This is a genomic window from Bradyrhizobium sp. LeoB3, from assembly GCF_055456055.1.
Genome location: NZ_JBVBEF010000053.1, coordinates 39,993 through 60,645 on the forward strand (window position 1 = coordinate 39,993; position 20,653 = coordinate 60,645).

Here is a 20,653-nt window from a genome sequence, read left to right on the forward strand (position 1 = left end):
CGCGATACGCGCTATGCCAACGATTCTATGCGATCAGCAAGGATTGGGCAAAGCAATTGAACCGGCCGGGTGCACCGGTCAATCCTCAGGTCAATCCTCGTCCTCGACCTTATCGAAGAACGAATAGCGCAACGCGTCGGCGTCGCCGTACCAGTGGCCGGGCCCCTTGTTGGCGGCGCGCGCCGCGGTCCACAGCGCCTCGGTGCAGTCGCGACGGTGGGCGGCGAGATCAAAACCGTTGCCGAAGAATAGTTCCGACCACTCCCACCAGGTGGCGAGCTTCTTGACGCCACGCAACAGATCGTAGCGGTCGATCAGGCCGGGCGCGAGGTCCGAGGTCACCGAGCCGAACACGAGGCCGGTCTTGACCACGCGATGCAATTCGCGCGCCGCGCGCACCACCTGCTTTCCGCCGAGATGGCAGAGGCTGGTCTCGAACACGAAGTCGAATTCGTTGTCCTCGAACGGCAGGTCGACGACCGAGCCGAGCTTGTTGTACTTCGTCAGCTCCTTCGGCGTCTTGCCGTGGATGAAGCGGTTGTTCTCGACGCCCCAGGCGTCAACCCCGCGCTCGCGCAGCGCACCGACCAGTTCGCCGCTCGCCGAGCCCGCCACCAGGAGCTTGTAGCCCTTCGCCTCGCCCCAGACGATCTGGATCATCTCCATCAGCAGCGCGGGATCGGTGAAGTGGCGCCACGCCTCGCTGTATGGGCCCTGCCCGCGATAATTCTCGAAATAATCGCGGTCGATCTTGTCCGACAGCGGCCGCTCGGCCTGGGCGCGGGCATGGCGCAGCCGGATCATCTCGGTCAGGATGATGTCGGTCGCGGCATCGGACGAATCGAGCAGGCCGTTCAGCGTGGAATCGAACAGATAATCGCCGACCACGACGATGCCGGGATGCTCCTTCGGCTCGGGACGATGGTTGGTCATGACGTCGCGCGCCGGCAGGCCGCCGGGCAGCGCGTTCACCGAGCTCAGCCAGCGGTGGATCTTGCCCTCGAGGAAATGCTCGCGCGCGTTGCCAAGGGAAGCCGGCAGCGACTTCAACGCAGCATCGATCAGTTCCTGGTCGGTCAGATTGGCAAAGGCCAGCGCGTCCGAGCCCGCGATCAGCCAGTTCAGGACACCGTGCCGGCCGACATCATGGCGCGAGCCTTCGTTGTAGACGCAGCAGCCGCCAAACGCTTCCGACATGAACCAGGAGCCCGGGATCTTCTCGCCCCAGAACGGCTCGTCGAACAGGATCGAGACGCGCAGGTAGTGCGCCGGGCGGTCGAAATAGGCGATGTGCTTGACCATCGACTGGCGCAACTCCTCGCCGTCCCAGCCGAGCGTGGCGAGCCAGGAATGCGGCAGGCAGACCAGCACGAGGTCGAAGTCGCGCGTCTCCGGCCCCTTCCCGTTCATCATGTTGAGGCGGTAGCGGCCGTTGCCGGCCTTGCCGACTTTCAGCACCCGGTGATTGAGCTGGATGTCGGCATCGACTTCCGAGCGCAGGCATTCGATGAGTTGCTCATTGCCGTTCTGGATCGAGTACAGGCCGATATAGCCGTCGATATCCATCACGAAATTCTTCAGCGCATTGAGCCCGTTGGTGTTGTGGCTCTCGGTCGCGATGTCGGAGCGGGCCATCACCTTGAAGAAGCGCTTGGCGGTCGGATCCTCGACCTCCTCGTCGAGGAGTTGCTCGCAGGTCTTGTGGGCCCAAGGGTGCTCGTTGTCGTGCGCGCCGACGCCTTCGTAGTATTCGACCGGCGAGATCATCTCGGTGCAGCGCTTACGGAACGCTTCGATCGCCTCGGCGGTCGTCGCGCCATATTTGCGGCGCATGCCCGGCACGTCGTTCAAGAGCTCGCCGTCGAGCTGGACCTGCTCGGCATCCATCGGGATGGTCTGCAGGCCGAAATGCTGGATCAGTTCGCGCAGCGGATCCGGGCCGGTCATCGAATAGTCGTAGATCTCGGCGACGCCGGCCTCGTAGGTCGCGGGTGCAGTATCGAACTTGCGCGTGACGATCTTGCCGCCGAGCCGGTCCGACGCCTCGTAAATGGTGACGCGGCAGAGGTCGCCGAGCTTCCTCTTCAGGTACCAGGCGCTCATCAGCCCGCCGGGGCCGCCACCAACGATTGCGAGATCAAGCATGGGGATTCCGTTCTTCCGGGCGGGCGAAGCACCCGGCCGTAGCCGCTCTTAGCAGAAGCGCTTTTCTGTCTGAAGGAAAGATGAACAAAGCGCATTCCTGCAGCGCAGCACAAGAGGAGAGCAGCAAAAAGGCCGGCAAAAAGCCGGCCTTTTCGTGAGTACCGTAGTTTTGCGGGGTGTTACTCCGCCGGCGGCAGCGCCAGCGGCTCCGCTTCGGGCGCGGACGGCACGATCGCCGCCTGCTTCTCGCGCTCGTCGAGGATCAGCTTGTCGCGCTTCATGGCGACTTCGCGGATCCGCGCCATCGAGGCGCCCGTGCCTGCCGGGATCAGCCGGCCGACAATGACGTTCTCCTTGAGGCCTTCCAGCGGGTCCACCTTGCCGTTGACGGCGGCTTCGGTGAGCACGCGAGTGGTCTCCTGGAAGGAGGCCGCCGAGAAGAACGAGCGGGTCTGCAGGCTCGCCTTCGTGATGCCGAGCAGCACCGGCGTTCCGGTCGCGGGCTTCTTGCCCTCTTCCTTGGCCTTGGTGTTGAGCGCGTCGAACTCGATCTTGTCGACCTGCTCACCCGAGATCATGTCGGTGTCGCCCTGATCGGTGACTTCCACCTTCTGCAGCATCTGACGGACAATCACCTCGATGTGCTTGTCGTTGATGAGCACGCCCTGCAGCCGGTAGACCTCCTGGATTTCGTTGACCAGATAGGCAGCGAGTTCCTCGATGCCCTTGATCGCCAGGATGTCGTGCGGTGCCGGATTGCCTTCGACGATGAAGTCGCCCTTTTCGACGATGTCGCCGTCCTGCAGGTGGATGTGCTTGCCCTTCGGGATCAGGTACTCGCGCGGCTCCTCGGTCTTGTCGGTCGGCTCGATCGAGATGCGGCGCTTGTTCTTGTAGTCGCGGCCGAAGCGGATGGTGCCCGCCACTTCCGCGATGATCGCCGCATCCTTCGGCTTGCGCGCCTCGAACAGTTCGGCAACGCGCGGCAGACCGCCGGTGATGTCGCGGGTCTTGGCGCTCTCGGTCGAGATACGCGCCAGGATATCGCCGGGCTTCACCTGCGCACCGACGTCGACCGACAAAATCGCGTCGACCGACAGCATGTAGCGGGCATCGCCGCCACGCGCGAGCTTCATCACCTTGCCGTCCTTGCCCTTGACCACGATGGCCGGGCGCAGATCCGCGCCGCCACGCGTCGATCGCCAGTCGATGACGACGCGCTTGGCGATACCGGTGGATTCGTCCAGCGTCTCCGAGATCGACTGGCCCTCGACCAGGTCCTCGAACCCGATCGTACCCTCGACTTCGGTCAGCACCGGACGGGTGTAAGGATCCCACTCGGCGATGCGCTGGCCGCGCTTGACCATATCGCCCTCGTCGACATGCATGCGCGAGCCGTACTGGATGCGATGGGTCGCACGCTCGGTGCCGTCGGCATCGACGATCGCAACCACCATGTTGCGGACCATCGCGACCAGGTGGCCTTCGCTGTTGCGGGCGATTGCCTTGTTCCTGATCACGATCTTGCCGTCGAAGTTCGACTCCACGAACGACTGCTCGTTGATCTGCGCCGCGCCGCCGATGTGGAACGTGCGCATCGTCAACTGCGTGCCCGGCTCGCCGATCGACTGCGCGGCGATCACGCCGACCGCCTCGCCGTGGTTGACCGGGGTACCGCGGGCGAGATCGCGTCCGTAGCACTTGGCGCAGATGCCGTTGATGAGCTCGCAGGTCAGCGCCGAACGGATCTTCACCTCCTGGATGCCGGCCTTCTGGATGGCGTCCACATGGGACTCCTCCATCAGCGTTCCGCGCGCGATCAGGACGTCGTTGGTCGCGGGGTCGCGCACGTCATCGCAGGCCACGCGGCCCAGGATGCGCGAGCCGAGCGAGGCGACCACCGTGCCGGCATCGATGATGGCGCGCATCTTGATGCCGAGATGGGTGCCGCAGTCGCTGGACGTGATGATGCAGTCCTGCGCCACGTCGACCAGGCGGCGGGTCAGGTAACCGGAGTTCGCGGTCTTCAACGCGGTGTCCGCGAGGCCCTTGCGGGCGCCGTGGGTCGAGTTGAAGTACTCGAGCACCGAGAGGCCTTCCTTGAAGTTGGAAATGATCGGCGTCTCGATGATCTCGCCCGACGGCTTCGCCATCAGGCCGCGCATGCCGGCGAGCTGGCGCATCTGCGCCGGCGAACCACGCGCACCGGAGTGCGCCATCATGTAGATCGAGTTGATGTCGGCATCCGCCCCGCTGGCCGTCTTCTTGGTCGAGGAGATCTCCTTCATCATCGCCTTGGCGACTTCTTCGCCGGCCTTCGACCAGGCGTCGACGACCTTGTTGTACTTCTCGCCATGGGTGATCAGGCCGTCATTGTACTGCTGCTCGAAATCCTTCGCCAGCGTACGGGTCTGGTCGACGATCTTCCACTTCGACGCCGGCACGACCATGTCGTCCTTGCCGAACGAGATGCCGGCCTTGAAGGCGTTGTAGAAGCCGAGCGCCATGATGCGGTCGCAGAAGATCACCGTCTCCTTCTGACCGCAGTGCCGGTAGACCTGATCGATCACGCCGGAGATCTCGCGCTTGGTCATCAGCTTGTTGATGATGTCGTACGAGATCCTCTGGTGCTTCGGCAGCAGGTTGCCGAGCATGACGCGGCCCGCGGTGGTTTCGATCCAGCGTTTGCTCTTCTTGCCTTCCTCGTCGATGCTCTCCCACCGGTACTTGATCTTGGTGTGGAGGTGGATGACCTTCGAGTGCAGGGCGTGCTCGAGCTCGGCCATGTCGCCGAACACCTTGCCCTCGCCGGGCAGGCCTTCGCGCATGATCGAGACGTAGTAGAGGCCGAGCACGATGTCCTGCGACGGCACGATGATCGGCTGGCCGTTGGCGGGGTGCAGGATGTTGTTGGTCGACATCATCAGGACGCGCGCTTCGAGCTGCGCTTCGAGCGACAGCGGAACGTGCACGGCCATCTGGTCGCCGTCGAAGTCGGCGTTGAACGCGGCGCAGACCAGCGGGTGAAGCTGGATCGCCTTGCCTTCGATCAGCACCGGCTCGAACGCCTGGATGCCCAGACGATGCAGCGTCGGCGCGCGGTTGAGCAGCACCGGATGTTCGCGGATCACCTCGTCCAGGATATCCCAGACCTCGGGCCGCTCCTTCTCGACCAGCTTCTTCGCCTGCTTCACGGTCGTCGACAGGCCCTTGGCGTCAAGCCGCGAATAGATGAACGGCTTGAACAGCTCGAGCGCCATCTTCTTCGGCAGGCCGCACTGATGCAGGCGCAGCTCGGGACCGACCACGATCACCGAACGGCCGGAATAGTCGACGCGCTTGCCGAGCAGGTTCTGGCGGAAGCGGCCCTGCTTGCCCTTGAGCATGTCGGCGAGCGACTTCAGCGGGCGCTTGTTGGCGCCGGTGATGACGCGACCGCGGCGGCCGTTGTCGAACAGCGCGTCGACGGCCTCCTGCAGCATGCGCTTCTCGTTGCGGATGATGATATCGGGCGCGCGCAGCTCCATCAGCCGCTTCAAGCGGTTGTTGCGGTTGATGACGCGGCGGTAGAGATCGTTGAGGTCAGACGTCGCGAAGCGGCCGCCATCGAGCGGCACCAGCGGGCGCAGATCCGGCGGAATCACCGGAATGACCGTCATGATCATCCATTCCGGCTTGTTGCCGGAGACGCGGAAGGCCTCGACGATCTTAAGCCGCTTGGCGAGCTTCTTGTGCTTGATGTCGGAGTCGGTCTCCTGCATCTCGGCACGCAGCGAGAGCTCGAGCTTCTCCAGCTCGAGGCCCTTCAGCAATTCACGGATCGCCTCGGCGCCGATCATGGCGGTGAAGCTGTCCTGGCCGTATTCGTCCTGCGCCTTCAGGTACTCGTCTTCCGACAGGAGCTGACGGTCCTTGAGCGCGGTCAGGCCCGGCTCGAGCACGACGTAGTACTCGAAGTACAGGATGCGCTCGAGGTCCTTCAGCGTCATGTCGAGCAGAAGGCCGATGCGCGACGGCAGCGACTTCAGGAACCAGATGTGGGCAACGGGCGCCGCGAGCTCGATATGGCCCATGCGCTCGCGCCGGACGCGCGACAGCGTGACTTCGACCGAGCACTTTTCGCAGATGATGCCCTTGTACTTCATCCGCTTGTACTTGCCGCACAAGCACTCGTAGTCCTTGATCGGCCCGAAGATGCGGGCGCAGAACAGTCCGTCCCGCTCCGGCTTGAAGGTGCGGTAGTTGATGGTCTCCGGCTTTTTGATCTCGCCGTAGGACCAGGACAGAATCTTCTCCGGGGACGCGATCGAAATCCGGATCTGGTCGAAGACCTGGGCCGGCGTCGTCGGATTGAAAAGATTCATAATCTCTTGATTCATGGCCTTCTCCGTCTGCCGACTTTCGTCGGCCCATGCATTCCTTTTCTGTCATGCCCCGCGAAGGCGGGGCATCCAGTAATCACCGCTGCCGCGGGTTACTGGATCGTCCGCGTGCGCGGACGATGACGGCGGCGAAGGCGGCGTCACGGCCGCCTTCACGAAATTACTCAGCGGCTTCCGATGTCGGCGCCGGTCCCATCTTGGAATTGTGCAGGTCGACGTTGAGGCCGAGCGAGCGCATTTCCTTGACCAGCACGTTGAACGACTCGGGGATACCAGCCTCGAACGTGTCGTCGCCGCGCACGATCGCCTCGTACACCTTGGTACGGCCGGCGACGTCGTCCGACTTCACGGTCAGCATCTCCTGCAGCGTATAGGCCGCGCCATAGGCTTCCAGCGCCCACACCTCCATTTCGCCGAAGCGCTGGCCACCGAACTGCGCCTTGCCGCCCAGCGGCTGCTGGGTGACCAGCGAGTACGGGCCGATCGAGCGGGCGTGGATCTTGTCGTCCACCAGATGGTGCAGCTTCAGCATGTAGATGTAGCCCACCGTCACCTTGCGATCGAAGGGATCGCCGGTGCGGCCGTCATAGACGGTCGACTGGCCGGAGGCGTCGAAGCCGGCAAGCTTCAGCATCTCCTCGATGTCGGCCTCCTTGGCGCCGTCGAACACCGGAGTCGCGATCGGCACGCCGTGACTCAGATTGCGGCCGAGCTCGATCAACTCGTTGTCGTTCAGCGAGCGGATGGTTTCATCGTCGCCATAGATCCTCTTCAGGGTCTCGCGCAGCGGCTTGAGATCCTGCTTCTGATAATAGGCGTCGATGGTCTGGCCGATGCGCCTGCCGAGGCCGGCGCAGGCCCAACCGAGATGCGTCTCGAGGATCTGGCCGACGTTCATGCGCGAGGGCACGCCGAGCGGGTTCAGCACGATGTCCGCATGCGTACCGTCCTCAAGGAACGGCATGTCCTCGATCGGAACGATCTTGGACACCACGCCCTTGTTGCCGTGGCGGCCGGCCATCTTGTCGCCGGGCTGGATCTTGCGCTTCACCGCGACGAAGACCTTGACCATCTTCATCACGCCGGGCGGCAGTTCGTCGCCGCGCTGCAGCTTTTCGACCTTGTCGAGGAAGCGCTGCTCGAGCCCCTTCTTCGACTCGTCGTACTGCTTCCGCATCGCCTCGATCTCGGCCATCAGCTTGTCGTTAGGCGAGGCGAACAGCCACCACTGCGACTTCGGATACTCATCGAGCACCGCGCGGGTGATCTTGGTGTCCTTCTTGAAGCCCTTCGGACCGGAGATGCCCTGGCGGTTCTCCAGCAGCTCGGCGAGACGGTTGTAGACGTTGCGGTCGAGGATCGCCTGCTCGTCATCGCGGTCCTTGGCGAGGCGCTCGATCTCCTCCCGCTCGATCGCCAGCGCACGCTCGTCCTTGTCGACGCCGTGGCGGTTGAACACGCGCACTTCCACGATCGTGCCCTGCACGCCCGGAGGCACGCGGAGCGAGGTGTCGCGGACGTCCGAGGCCTTTTCGCCAAAGATGGCGCGGAGCAGCTTTTCTTCCGGCGTCATCGGGCTTTCGCCCTTCGGCGTGATCTTTCCGACCAGGATGTCGCCGGCGCGCACTTCCGCACCGATATAGACGATGCCGGCTTCGTCGAGGTTCTTCAGCGCCTCTTCCGACACGTTCGGAATGTCGCGCGTGATTTCCTCAGGACCCAGCTTGGTGTCGCGGGCCATCACCTCGAACTCCTCGATGTGGATCGAGGTGAAGACGTCATCCTTCACGATCCGCTCGGAGAGCAGGATCGAGTCTTCGAAATTGTAGCCGTTCCACGGCATGAACGCGACCAGCACGTTGCGGCCGAGCGCGAGCTCGCCGAGATCGGTCGACGGACCGTCAGCGATGATGTCGCCCTTTTTGACGATATCCCCCACCTTCACCAGCGGACGCTGATTGATGCAGGTCGACTGGTTGGAGCGCTGGTACTTCATCAGACGGTAGATATCGACGCCCGACTTGGTCGGATCGAGATCCTCCGTAGCGCGGATGACGACGCGGGTGGCGTCGATCTGGTCGATCACGCCCGAGCGGCGGGCCGCGATCGCGGCGCCGGAGTCGCGGGCAACCACGCCTTCCATGCCGGTGCCGACGAACGGCGCCTCGGCGCGAACCAGCGGCACCGCCTGGCGCTGCATGTTCGAGCCCATCAGCGCGCGGTTGGCGTCGTCGTTCTCGAGGAACGGAATCAGCGCGGCGGCCACCGAAACGAGCTGCTTCGGCGACACGTCCATGTAGTCGACCTTGTCAGGGGTCACCGGCAACACTTCGCCGGCGTGACGGCAGACCACGAGGTCCTCGGTGAAGCGGCCCTTCGGATCCAGCGGCACGTTGGCTTGCGCGACGCGGTAGCGCCCCTCCTCCATCGCCGACAGGTACACCACCTCGTCGGTGACGCGACCCTCCTTGATCTTCCGGTAGGGCGTCTCGACGAAGCCGTACTTGTTGACGCGCGCAAACGTCGCGAGCGAGTTGATCAGGCCGATGTTCGGACCTTCCGGCGTCTCGATCGGGCAGATACGACCGTAATGCGTCGGGTGCACGTCGCGCACCTCGAAGCCGGCGCGCTCGCGGGTCAGACCGCCCGGGCCAAGCGCCGACAGGCGCCGCTTGTGGGTGATCTCCGAGAGCGGGTTGGTCTGGTCCATGAACTGCGAGAGCTGCGAGGAGCCGAAGAATTCGCGCACCGCGGCCGCCGCCGGTTTCGCGTTGATCAGGTCCTGCGGCATGACGGTGTCGATATCGACGCTCGACATGCGCTCCTTGATCGCGCGCTCCATGCGGAGCAGGCCGATGCGGTACTGGTTCTCCATGAGTTCGCCGACCGAGCGCACACGACGGTTGCCGAGATGGTCGATGTCGTCGATCTCGCCCTTGCCGTCGCGCAGGTCGACGAGCGTCTTGATGACGGCAAGGATGTCTTCCTTGCGCAGCGTCCGATGGGTGTCGGGCGCATCGAGCTCGAGGCGCATGTTCATCTTGACGCGGCCGACCGCGGAGAGGTCGTAGCGCTCGGAGTCGAAGAACAGCGACTGGAACATGGCCTGCGCCGAATCCAGCGTCGGCGGCTCGCCCGGACGCATTACGCGGTAGATGTCGAACAGCGCGTCCTCGCGCGTCATGTTCTTGTCAGCCGACAGGGTGTTGCGGATATAGGCGCCGACGTTGACGTGGTCGATGTCGAGCAGCGGCAGGTCCTTGTAGCCCTGCTCGTTGAGCGACTTCAGGAGCTTCTCGGTGATCTCCTCGCCGGCTTCGGCGTAGATCTCGCCGGTCTTCGGATTGACGAGGTCCTCGGCGAGGTAATTGCCGACCAGCTCCTCATCCGACAGACGCAACGCCTTCAGGCCCTTCTCCTGCAGCAGGCGGGCTTGGCGAACGGTGAGCTTCTTGCCGGCCTCGAGCACGACCTTGCCGGTGTCGGCGTCGATCAGGTCGTTGACCGTGGAATAGCCGCGGAAACGGTTGGCGTCGAACGGCACGCGCCAACCTTCCTTGGTACGCTTGTAGCTGATTTTCTTGTAGAAGGTGGAAAGGATCTGCTCCCCGTCGAGACCGAGCGCGTACATCAGCGAGGTCACGGGAATCTTGCGGCGGCGATCGATGCGCGCGAACACGATGTCCTTGGCGTCGAACTCGATGTCGAGCCAGGAGCCGCGATAGGGGATCACGCGCGCCGCGAACAGGAGCTTGCCCGAGGAGTGGGTCTTGCCCTTGTCGTGGTCGAAGAACACGCCCGGCGAACGGTGCATCTGGGAGACGATGACGCGCTCGGTGCCGTTAACGACGAAGGTGCCGTTCATGGTCATGAGCGGGATGTCGCCCATGTAGACGTCCTGCTCCTTGATGTCCTTGACCGACTTGGCACCGGTCTCCTCATCGATATCGAACACGATGAGGCGCAGCGTCACCTTGAGCGGCGCAGCGAAGGTCATGCCGCGCTGGCGGCACTCGTCGACGTCATATTTCGGCGGCTCGAACTCGTAGCGCACGAACTCCAGCATCGAGGTGCCGGAGAAGTCCGAGATCGGGAACACCGAACGGAACACGGCCTGCAGGCCTTCGTCCGGCCGCCCGCCCTGGGGCTCATCGACCATCAGAAACTGATCATAGGACGCCTTCTGAACCTCAATGAGGTTCGGCATCTCCGCGACTTCCTTGATGTGACCAAAGAACTTGCGTACGCGTTTGCGACCGGTGAATGTCTGCTGCGCCATCGGGGCCTCTCATTTTCGCCGCCCTTTTGGGGCGTACCTTCCGGAGCACGACTGCCACCGCACCCGGGTTGAATTTCGATTCGTCTCGAAGGAACAAGGGCCAAACTCAGGAACCAAATCCTCAATTCGTTCTTGTGACCTTCAAAACGCAAAAGAACGCGCGGGGCGCTTGACGCACCCGCCCGTCAAAACTCGTCGCTTCACGGACTGAAAAAGCCCGAAATCTGCCTGTCTCCCAACGGTTCCCGTGGGAGCCCTGCCGCCCCCGCCGCCAACCGTGTTTTCCGCTGCCACCCCGATATGGGACGGCGATCATGGAGATTCGAGGGTTAAACCCACGAATCCCCACACTTTTTTGTGTACCACGCATAACGCGACAACCCGTCGCACATCTTTTGCATGGCTTGTCCCGGATTGCGCGCGGCCGCCCGGGATTTTCGCTCAGTAACCCTCGAGTTACTTGAGCTCGACCTTCGCGCCAGCCTTCTCCAGCTGGGCCTTGATCTTGTCGGCTTCTTCCTTGTTGACGCCTTCCTTGACCGGCTTCGGAGCGCCTTCGACGAGGTCCTTGGCTTCCTTCAGGCCCAGGCCGGTGATGGCGCGGACTTCCTTGATGACCTCGATCTTCTTGTCACCGGAGGCAGCGAGCACGACCGTGAACTCGGTCTTCTCTTCAGCCGGAGCCGCGGCAGCGCCACCAGCAGCGGGACCGGCCACCGCAACGGCGGCAGCGGCGGACACGCCCCACTTCTCTTCCAGGAGCTTTGCGAGTTCGGCCGCTTCGAGCACGGTGAGGCTCGAGAGGTCGTCGACGATTTTCTGCAAGTCAGCCATTGATCTGTTTCCTTAAACGTTTGGTTCGAACCAGGGTTTGAGTTTTGCGAAGGGTCAGGCCGCTTCGCCCTTTGAGGCATAAGCCTGAATGACGCGCGCGAGCTTGGCCGCGGGCGCATTGGAGAGCTGAGCGAGCTTGGTCGCCGGGGCCACGATGAGGCCGACGATCTTGCCGCGCAGTTCGTCCAGCGACGGCAGCGAGGCAAGCGCCTTGACGCCATCGACATTCAGGACGGTTTTACCCATCGAGCCGCCGAGGATGACGAACTTCTCGTTCGCCTTGGCGAAATCGATGGCAACCTTTGGCGCCGCAACCGGATCGTTGGAGGTAGCGATCACGGTCGGTCCCTTCAGGAGGGAGCCGATGGCAGCGACGTCAGTGCCTTCAAGAGCAATTTTGGCGAGACGGTTCTTCGAGACCTTCACCGACGCGCCCGCCTGCTTCATCTGCTTGCGCAGAGTCTGCATCTGGGCGACGGTGAGGCCGGAATAGTGAGCAACGATCGCAACGCTCGTGGTCTTGAAGACCTCGTTGAGCTGTTCGACCGCCTCTTTCTTTGCCGCTCGTTCCACAGCAAGCTCTCTCCGGTTGGCGGCCTTCGCTTGCGCGGGACCGCCGGGTTGCACCCATCGTCCCACCCAAACCTTATGCCTCGGGACCGAAATCCGAGGGACACGCCGGGCAGGACGACATTCTTAGAAGCCTGCCCTCCCGTCGGCCTTTCGACCGCGGGCTGTCGAGGTTCGAACCAAACCAGCTTCCGCAAGGCCCGCTTAAGGCTCTGCGCGAAGCAAAATCCAGTTTTCACCCGTCTATGCAGGCCATACGATTAAGCCGTTGAAAAACCGAAGTTTGTCGCGGGCGCCTGCAGTCTCGGACAGGATCAAGGCTAAGGCTCAAGCCAAAGCCCCTGCCCTCATCCCAACCGGGCCGACGGGTTCGCTTCCTTTCGAGCAATCCAAGTGGACGCCTGGAAGGAAAACTCTCCTATTGAGCCAAGTTTTCGGAATGCGAGCACAGGCACGCCAGCAACCGCCAGCACGCCCGGAAACAGTCTCTTAGCGGCTCCGCCCTCACTTGCCAAGAGCAAAATTCGGGCCGCGGATAGATCAGGCGAGCTGAACCTGATAAGGCAGCGGTTTGCCGGCGAAAAATGCCTCGAGATTGGCCAGCACGCAGTCCTGCATCGCCACATGCGATTCCAGGGTGTGGCCGCCGATATGTGGGGTCAGCACGATGTTCGGTAGCGCGGTGAGCGCGTCCGGCGCATGCGGCTCGATCGCGTAGACGTCGAGGCCGGCGCCGGCGATGATCTGGTCCGACAGTGCCGCAACCAGCGCGGCCTCGTCGATCACGGAGCCGCGCGAGATGTTGACGACCAGACCGTCGCTGCCGAGCCGACGCAGGATGTCGGCATTGACGGCGTGATTGTTGTCCGCCCCGGCTCGCACCGCGACCATTAGGACGCTGCACCAGTCGGCCAGCGCCTCGAGGCTCGGAAAATACTGATACGGCACGTCGTGCCGGCTTCGGCTGAAATAGCCGACCTCGGTCTCGAAGGCGGCGACGCGCGCGGCGATCTTGCGGCCGATCTCGCCCATGCCGTAGACGCCGACCTTGCGGCCGCGCATGCCCGCCTGCGGCCGCATCATCGGCGATGGTTTTGCCCCCGCCCAGTCGCCGCTCCGCACATAATTGTCGGCGACCGGCAGCCGGCGGACCGCCGCCAGCATCAGCGTCATCGCAATGTCGGCCACCGAGGCCGCATTCGCGCCGGGGCTGTTGCCGACCGCGATGTTGCGCTTCGCCGCGGCAGCAAGATCGATGCCGTCATAACCGGTGCCGTAGCAGATGATCGCGCCCAGCTTCGGCATCATGTCCATGGCGTCGGCCCTGAGCCGCCCGCTGCCGCCCGCGGTGATCAGCGCCCGGATGTCGGCGAGTTCCGCGGCCGAGAACGCCTCGTTCGGCCGCTTGCCGGCCGCGTTCAACAACTCATAGCGCTCACCGAAGCGCTGCAGCTGGGCTTTGGGAAAGCGCGAATAGATCAGGACTTTATCCGGCATCGTTGTTCTTCCCTGGAAAGCTGCGCCACGCCGCATAAGCTAAAGGGCGGAACCGGCTGCCCGATCCCGCCCTCTCTATATTTGTAGGCCTTGCCGGCGGTTAGCCGAGCAGCGTGCCCGGCTCGACCTTCACGCCCGGGCCCATGGTGGAGGAAACCGCCACGCGCTGGACGTAAGTGCCCTTGGCGCCGGCCGGCTTGGCCTTGACCACGGCGTCCGCGAGCGCCTTGATGTTCTCGACCAGCTTGTCCTCGGCGAACGAGGCCTTGCCGACGCCGGCCTGGATGATACCGGCCTTCTCGACGCGGAACTCGACCGAGCCGCCCTTGGCGCCCTTCACGGCGCCGGTGACGTCCATGGTCACGGTGCCGATCTTCGGGTTCGGCATCATGCCGCGCGGACCGAGCACCTTACCGAGCCGGCCGACCAGCGGCATCATGTCGGGGGTGGCGATGCAGCGGTCGAAGTCGATATTGCCGGCCTGCACCTTCTCGACCAGGTCCTCGGCGCCGACGACGTCGGCACCCGCCGCCTTGGCCTCATCCGCCTTGGCGCCGCGAGCGAACACGCCGACGCGGAGCGTACGGCCGGTGCCGTTCGGCAGGGTCACCACGCCGCGCACCATCTGGTCGGCGTGACGCGGGTCGACGCCGAGATTGATCGCGACCTCGATGGTTTCGTCGAACTTCGACTTGGCCCGCTCCTTGACCAGCTTGATGGCGTCCGCGAGCGGGTAAAGCTTTTCGCGGTCAATACCTTCGCGGGCCTTCTTCAAACGCTTTCCGATTGCCATGGCGCCTTACCCCGCAACTTCCAGGCCCATCGAACGGGCGGAGCCCTCGACCATCTTCATGGCCGCTTCGACAGTGCTGCAATTGAGATCCTTCATCTTCTTCTCGGCGATCTCGCGCACCTGCGCTTTGGTCACCTGGCCGGCCTTGTCGCGGCCCGGCGCCTTCGAGCCGGACTGGATCTTGGCAGCCTGCTTCAAGAAGTAAGACATCGGCGGCGTCTTCATCTCGAAGGTGAAGGAACGATCCGCATAGATGGTGATGACCACCGGGATCGGGGTGTTCTTTTCTTCCTTCTGCGTCTGGGCGTTGAACGCCTTGCAGAATTCCATGATGTTGAGACCGCGCTGACCAAGCGCGGGACCGATCGGTGGCGACGGGTTCGCCGCACCGGCCGGGACCTGAAGCTTCAGGTATCCGGTCACTTTCTTTGCCATGTATCACTCCTGTTGTGCCGGACATTGTCCGGCGGGTTCAGGTTCCGTGGTGCGGACCTGGCGCGGCTGGCGACCGTGCCCGTCCTCCCACGTCCTTTCGGAAGCGTCTCCGCCTCCATTCTTGTCGTGCCCGGGCTCGACCCGGGCATCCATCCATCTTCGCAAGAAGCCTTCCTTCAAAGGCAGATGGATTGCCGGGTCAAGCCCGGCAATGACGACACAATCAGACCTTCTCGACCTGACCGAATTCCAGTTCGACCGGGGTGGCGCGGCCGAAGATCGAGACCGCGACCTTCACGCGCGAGCGCGCCTCGTCGATTTCTTCCACCACGCCCGAGAACGAGGCGAACGGCCCGTCGGCCACCCGCACATTCTCGCCGATCTCGAACGACACCGACGCCTTCGGCCGTTCCACGCCCTCCTGCACTTGGTGCAGGATCCGCATGGCCTCGGATTCCGAGATCGGCATCGGCTTGTTTTCCGCGCCCAGGAAGCCGGTCACCTTCGGGGTGTTCTTGATCAGGTGGAAAGCTTCGTCGGTAAGCTTCATCTTCACCAGCACGTAGCCGGGGAAGAACTTGCGCTCGGCGTCGATCTTGCGGCCGCGGCGAACCTCGGTGACCTTCTCGGTCGGCACCAGCACCTGCTCGAACAGTTCCTCCAGCCCACGCTGCTTGGCCTGTTCGCGGATCGATTCCGCCACCTTCTTCTCGAAGTTCGAGTAGGCGTGGACGATGTACCAGCGCTTATCCATGGATTGCGTTAACGTGCTCATCAGTGGATGCCCAGGATGAGGGTAATAAGATAGCGGATGATCTGGTCCGCGGCGAAGAAGAAGATCGACGCCAGCGCGACCATCACGAACACCATGATCGTGGTGATCGTCGTCTCACGGCGGGTCGGCCAGGTGACCTTGGCGGTCTCCGAGCGCACTTCCTGCAGGAATTTGAACGGGCTGAAAGCCATTCTTTAAAGTCCGCGTCCGTCGTCAGACGATTGCAAGTGTTTCAGGAATCCGAACAGTCCTCGAGCGCCCAGCCCTCTCGCGAAGGATGAGCCGGTTAACAGGCTCGATTGTTCGGGGGATCTAAAGCCGCGCCGGATATCCGCCTTTTAATCGCGGGCCGGCTGCAGGTGGCGGGTATGTACTGCGGCAGCGGTGAAAGGTCAAGATATGCGCACGCTGGCAGGAGTGGCAGGGCTCGAACCTGCGACCCCCGGTTTTGGAGACCGGTGCTCTACCAATTGAGCTACACTCCTAAGGAACCGAAGCGTCGCCGCCGGTTCGCGCCGTTTGAAGCACAGGGCATGCCCCGAATGCAAGGGTGAAGCGGTAAACGCCCTGTTCAAGATTGCACTTCTCGGCCAGACTTCGCCCTGTCGCCGCGACAACAAGAAGCAACGGGAGAGACCATGACCGCGCAAACCGCCACCAGGCCGACATCCGCCCCGCAGACGCCACCCCTGCCCTCCGCCAGGCCCGAGCAGCTCGGCCTCTCCAGTGTCCGGCTGCAGCGGATGTCCGACACCTTCAAGCGCGAGGTCGACAAGGGAACCATCCCCGGCGCCACCGTGCTGGTGGCCCGCCGCGGCCAGATCGGCTGGTTCGACACCATCGGCCGGCAGGCCCCCGAGGGGGCACCGATGGCGCATGACACCCTCTTCCGCATCTTCTCGATGACCAAGCCGATCGTCTCGGTCGGCATCATGATGCTGCTGGAGGACGGCCACTTCCTGCTCAGCGATCCCGTCGCGAAATTCATCCCGGAATTCGCCGAGACCAAGGTCGGCGTCGAGCACAATGGCAAGCTCGAGCTGGTGCCGGCCAACCGCCCGATGACGATCCAGGACCTGCTCCGCCACACCTCCGGTCTCACTTACGATCACACCGGCAACGGCCTGGTGCAGCAGCTCTACCAGCAGTCGCGGCTGCGCAGCCGCAAGATCACCAACGCCGAGCACGCGACCTTGCTCGCCAGCATGCCGCTGATCTGCCAGCCCGGCGCCGAGTTCAACTACAGCCGCTCCACCGACATCCTCGGCCGCATTATCGAAGTCGTCAGCGGCAAGACGCTGGGCGCCTTCCTGACCGAGCGCATCCTGGCGCCGCTGCAGATGACGGAGACCGGCTTCTACACCGTCGAAGAGAATGCAACCCGGCTTGCCGAGGCGTTCCCGAGCGATCCCTGGAGCGGCGAGAAGGTGCAGCTCTTCAACATGCTGGAGCAGCCGGCGATGGAATCCGGCGGCGGCGGGCTGGTGTCGACCACGATGGACTATGCCCGCTTCTCGCAGATGCTGCTGAGCGGCGGCTCGCTCGACGGCAACAGGATCATCGGCCGCAAGACGTTGCAGCTGATGGCGTCGGACCACCTCGGTCCGCACGTGAATATCCAGGGCACGCTGGTGCCGCCCGGCCACGGCTTCGGTCTCGGCTTTGCGGTGCGTATGCATCAGGGCATCGCGCCATTTCCGGGCTCGGTCGGGCAGTTCTTCTGGAGCGGCGTCGCCGGCACCTTCTTCTGGATCGATCCGGTCGAGGAGCTGTTCGCCGTGTTCATGTCACAGGGCCCAGGCCAGCGCGACTATACCCGCACGCTGGTCAGGAACGGCGTCTACGCGGCATTGGATTGACGCCTTCATTCCGGGCAGCCCGCAGGGCTGAACCCGGAATCTCGAGCCCCGACTTCTGGATTCCGGGTTCGCGCTGGCGCGCGCCCCGGAATGACGAACAGGGTCTCAACTGATCGTCGCGCCGCCGTCGATCACCACCGTCTGTCCGGTCATGAAGTCGCCGGCCTTCGATCCCATCAGCACCGCGCAGCCGGCGATCTCGTCGGGGATACCGATGCGCTGCAGCGGCGAGCGCGCGGTCGAGGCCTTCAGGTTCTCCGGATTGTCCCACAGCGCCTTGGCGAAGTCGGTCTTGATCAGGCCGGGCGCAATGCAGTTCACGCGGATATTGTGCTTGCCGTATTCGCAGGCGAGGTTGCGCGCGAGCTGCATGTCGGCCGCCTTCGAGATCGCGTAGGCGCCGAGGATGGTCGAGCCCTTCAGGCCGCCGATCGAGGAGACGATGATGATCGAGCCGTCCTTGCGCTCGATCATCTGCGGCACCACCATCGAGATCAGCCAGTTGTTGGCGACGATGTTGTTCTCGAGGATCTTGCGGAACTGATCGTCGGAGATACCGGCCAGCGGACCGTAATAGGGATTCGACGCCGCGTTGCAGACCAGCACATCGATCTTGCCGAAGGCGCGGTTGCTTTCGTCGACGAGGTTCTGAAGGTTCTCCTTGCTCGAGATGTTCGCCGCGACCGCGACTGCGGTACCCTTGCCAAACTTGCCGTTGATCTCTTTCGCCACCTCCTCGCAGACATCGGCCTTGCGCGAGGAGATCACCACCTTCGCGCCATGCTCGGCCATGCGCTCGGCGATGGCGCGGCCGATGCCGCGCGTCGAGCCGGTGATGACGGCGACTTTTCCCTTCATGTCGAACAAGCTCATGTTTCTCTCCCACATATGAGGTCTTGATGTTGGTCTTGAGCTAAGCAGCGTGTGCTGTCGCCGATATCAGCGCGTCAGGCGAGCTTGTTCTCCGGCACGACTTCAGGTCCGGCCGGCTGATGCATCGCGGCATGCTTTGCGTCCGCGATCCACGGCTGCTGGTTCACCATCGGCAACCGCCAGAGGCTGGTGTCCGCGCTTGCGATATGATCGAGCCGCGTCACCGAACAATTGTCGATGTCGAAGGCAAGCCCCCGCTCCGGCTGGCCGCCGAGCGCCAGACCGACGGCGGCCTTGATCGTGCCACCATGACCGACCGCGATCACGTCCTTGCCGGCTTCCGCGACATTGATCCGCACGATCGCACGGCAGACACGGGTGTAGAGATCCATGAAACTCTCGCCGTCGGGCGCGGGTTCGTTGATGTCGGCGAACCAATGGCTGCCGACCGGGCGGCTGGCGAGGAACGCGGCGCGGTTCATGCCCTGCCAGCGGCCGAGATGCTGTTCGGCGAAGGCGGCTTCCTTCGTCATGCTAACCGGCTTCGGAAAGCCGGCAGCCCAGATCGCCTCCGCGGTCTGATGCGTGCGCATCAGGTTGCTTGCGTACCAGACTGCGGTGCGCGGCAGGATCTTCGCGACCGCATCGAACACTTCGCGATCGCTGGTGTCGCATTCAATGTCCTTCTGGCCGTAGATATTGCCGCCATCGCTGCGCACCGGCGCATGCCGAACCCACCACCACCGCGTCGTGACTACCTTTGACTTGTCAGCATTGGACATCACAAGACCCCTTGAATAGTGTGCATGTGTCGTACGTCAGAGCACATCACGTCTCAAGTGACTTGTCTGAAGTGACTCGGGCGTTTGAAATCTTGTTTGAATTCCGCGAAGCGGCAAGCGCCGATACGCAAAGCTACCAGGGAGAAACATATGGGCCGCCTCGAAGGCAAATCCGTCATCATCACCGGCGCCGGAAGCGGCATCGGGCGCGCTGCCTCTCTGTTGTTCACGAAGGAAGGCGCCAAGCTGATCGCGGTCGACCGCACCGAGGGCGTGAACGAGACCGCAAAGCTGGTCCGCGATGCCGGTGGCACTGTTGAAGCAGTGACAGCGGATGCAGGCTCCGAAACCGACGTGAAGGGCTTCATCGACAAGGCGCTCTCGAAATACGGCAGGCTCGACGCGATCTGGGCCAATGCGGGCATCAGCGGCGGCCTGGTGCCGCTCGCCGACCAGACGGTCGAGCACTGGCACGAGGTGCTGCGCATCAACCTGATCGGACCGTTCCTCGCGATCAAGCATTCGATCCCGCATATGACCAGGCAGGGATATGGTTCGATCATCTGCACCGCGTCGGTGGCGGGATTGAAGGCCGGCGCCAGCGGCCATCCCTACGGCGCCAGCAAGGCCGGCGTCATCAGCCTGGTGCAGACCACCGCCTATTCGCTGTCCGGCACCGGTGTGCGCATCAACGCGGTCTGCCCCGGCCTGATCGAGACCGGCATGACCAAGCCGGTGTTCGACCGCGCCAAGGAGCGCGGCACCTCCGACAAGATCGGCCAGCTCAATCCGCTGAAGCGTGCCGGCCAGCCGCACGAACTCGCCGCGATGGGATTGTTCCTTGCGAGCGATGAAGCGTCGTACGTCAACGGCCAGGCGATCCCGGTCGATGGCGGCCTCACGGCGTCGATGCCGTACACGGGCAAGCCGATTTAGGTTGCGTGGGTGACGCGCGTTCTTCCCTTCTCCCCTTGTGGGAGAAGGTGTCGCGCATGAAATGCGCGACGGATGAGGGGTTGTCTCCGCGGGCGACGGTGCGCGTGGAGAGAGACCCCTCACCCAAGTGAGTTCGTTGCGGGCGCCGGAGTAGCCCTCTCCCACAAGGGGAGAGGGCGCATCAATCGGCACGGGAAAAGCGTTGTGTCGCACACTCTCTCCACAGTCGTCATGCGCGCATGGGGATAGGTTCTGATTCAAATTTCAAACAGCGGACCCGTAGGATGGGTAGAGCGAAGCGAAACCCATCGCGATGGAGCAAGCCGCGCGAATGATGGGTTTCGCTTCGCTCTACCCATCCTACGTCCGATTCAAGTAACGGATGTGAGTCCGCGTTCTCGCGGCATGCATTGCCCGAGTTCTGTGCGTCAAGTTCAGCAAAATTGATCATGGGGTCCGGCCAAGCCATCCCCTCGGAGCCGCCGTCGCTCGC

The 20,653-nt window shown here is 63.4% G+C and carries 14 protein-coding genes and 1 tRNA gene; 2 read left to right on the forward strand and 13 right to left on the reverse strand.

What is annotated here, in order from left to right; translation table 11 throughout:
• Positions 1-90: 90 nt before the first annotated feature.
• From ACZXDY_RS28270 to ACZXDY_RS28320, 11 genes are all read right to left on the reverse strand, one after another.
• Positions 91-2,145: an FAD-dependent oxidoreductase gene (locus ACZXDY_RS28270; RefSeq protein WP_464347751.1), complete on the reverse strand. Its 2,055-nt coding sequence runs from the start codon at positions 2,143-2,145 to the stop codon at positions 91-93.
• A gap of 179 nt (positions 2,146-2,324) precedes the next feature.
• Positions 2,325-6,524, reverse strand: coding sequence for a DNA-directed RNA polymerase subunit beta' (gene rpoC, locus ACZXDY_RS28275; protein ID WP_208829912.1), 4,200 nt, complete (start codon positions 6,522-6,524; stop codon positions 2,325-2,327).
• 163 nt (positions 6,525-6,687) lie between these two features.
• Positions 6,688-10,806: a DNA-directed RNA polymerase subunit beta gene (gene rpoB / locus ACZXDY_RS28280; protein WP_028168543.1), complete on the reverse strand. Its 4,119-nt coding sequence runs from the start codon at positions 10,804-10,806 to the stop codon at positions 6,688-6,690.
• A gap of 456 nt (positions 10,807-11,262) precedes the next feature.
• Positions 11,263-11,640, reverse strand: a complete 378-nt coding sequence (rplL, locus tag ACZXDY_RS28285) for a 50S ribosomal protein L7/L12 (RefSeq protein ID WP_027520973.1) — start codon at positions 11,638-11,640, stop codon at positions 11,263-11,265.
• A 54-nt stretch (positions 11,641-11,694) separates the two neighbouring features.
• Positions 11,695-12,213, reverse strand: coding sequence for a 50S ribosomal protein L10 (gene rplJ / locus ACZXDY_RS28290; protein WP_464347752.1), 519 nt, complete (start codon positions 12,211-12,213; stop codon positions 11,695-11,697).
• Between the two features lie 537 nt (positions 12,214-12,750).
• The gene (locus ACZXDY_RS28295; RefSeq protein WP_464347753.1) at positions 12,751-13,707 is read right to left on the reverse strand and encodes a 2-hydroxyacid dehydrogenase; all 957 of its coding nucleotides are present in this window, start codon (positions 13,705-13,707) and stop codon (positions 12,751-12,753) included.
• Positions 13,708-13,807: 100 nt separating this feature from the next.
• Positions 13,808-14,500: a 50S ribosomal protein L1 gene (gene rplA, locus ACZXDY_RS28300; protein WP_028168540.1), complete on the reverse strand. Its 693-nt coding sequence runs from the start codon at positions 14,498-14,500 to the stop codon at positions 13,808-13,810.
• A gap of 6 nt (positions 14,501-14,506) precedes the next feature.
• Positions 14,507-14,935 carry a 50S ribosomal protein L11 gene (gene rplK / locus ACZXDY_RS28305; protein ID WP_028168539.1) on the reverse strand — a complete coding sequence of 143 codons (429 nt, stop codon included), beginning with the start codon at positions 14,933-14,935 and terminating at the stop codon, positions 14,507-14,509.
• A gap of 223 nt (positions 14,936-15,158) precedes the next feature.
• Complete coding sequence (gene nusG, locus ACZXDY_RS28310) at positions 15,159-15,689, reverse strand: transcription termination/antitermination protein NusG (protein ID WP_028168538.1); 531 nt, start codon at positions 15,687-15,689, stop codon at positions 15,159-15,161.
• A 20-nt stretch (positions 15,690-15,709) separates the two neighbouring features.
• The gene (secE, locus tag ACZXDY_RS28315; RefSeq protein ID WP_016840554.1) at positions 15,710-15,901 is read right to left on the reverse strand and encodes a preprotein translocase subunit SecE; all 192 of its coding nucleotides are present in this window, start codon (positions 15,899-15,901) and stop codon (positions 15,710-15,712) included.
• Between the two features lie 218 nt (positions 15,902-16,119).
• A tRNA-Trp gene (locus ACZXDY_RS28320) sits at positions 16,120-16,195 on the reverse strand.
• 153 nt (positions 16,196-16,348) lie between these two features.
• Between ACZXDY_RS28320 and ACZXDY_RS28325 the strand changes: the two genes are divergently transcribed.
• Positions 16,349-17,569, forward strand: a complete 1,221-nt coding sequence (locus ACZXDY_RS28325; RefSeq protein ID WP_464347754.1) for a serine hydrolase domain-containing protein — start codon at positions 16,349-16,351, stop codon at positions 17,567-17,569.
• A gap of 105 nt (positions 17,570-17,674) precedes the next feature.
• Here the strand turns inward: ACZXDY_RS28325 and ACZXDY_RS28330 are convergent, their stop codons facing one another.
• Entirely contained in the window at positions 17,675-18,442 is a 768-nt protein-coding gene (locus ACZXDY_RS28330; protein WP_028163349.1) for an SDR family NAD(P)-dependent oxidoreductase, read from the reverse strand.
• A gap of 74 nt (positions 18,443-18,516) precedes the next feature.
• Positions 18,517-19,224: a histidine phosphatase family protein gene (locus tag ACZXDY_RS28335; protein ID WP_028163348.1), complete on the reverse strand. Its 708-nt coding sequence runs from the start codon at positions 19,222-19,224 to the stop codon at positions 18,517-18,519.
• 150 nt (positions 19,225-19,374) lie between these two features.
• Between ACZXDY_RS28335 and ACZXDY_RS28340 the strand changes: the two genes are divergently transcribed.
• Positions 19,375-20,160: an SDR family NAD(P)-dependent oxidoreductase gene (locus tag ACZXDY_RS28340; protein ID WP_464347755.1), complete on the forward strand. Its 786-nt coding sequence runs from the start codon at positions 19,375-19,377 to the stop codon at positions 20,158-20,160.
• The last annotated feature ends 493 nt before the right edge of the window (positions 20,161-20,653 follow it).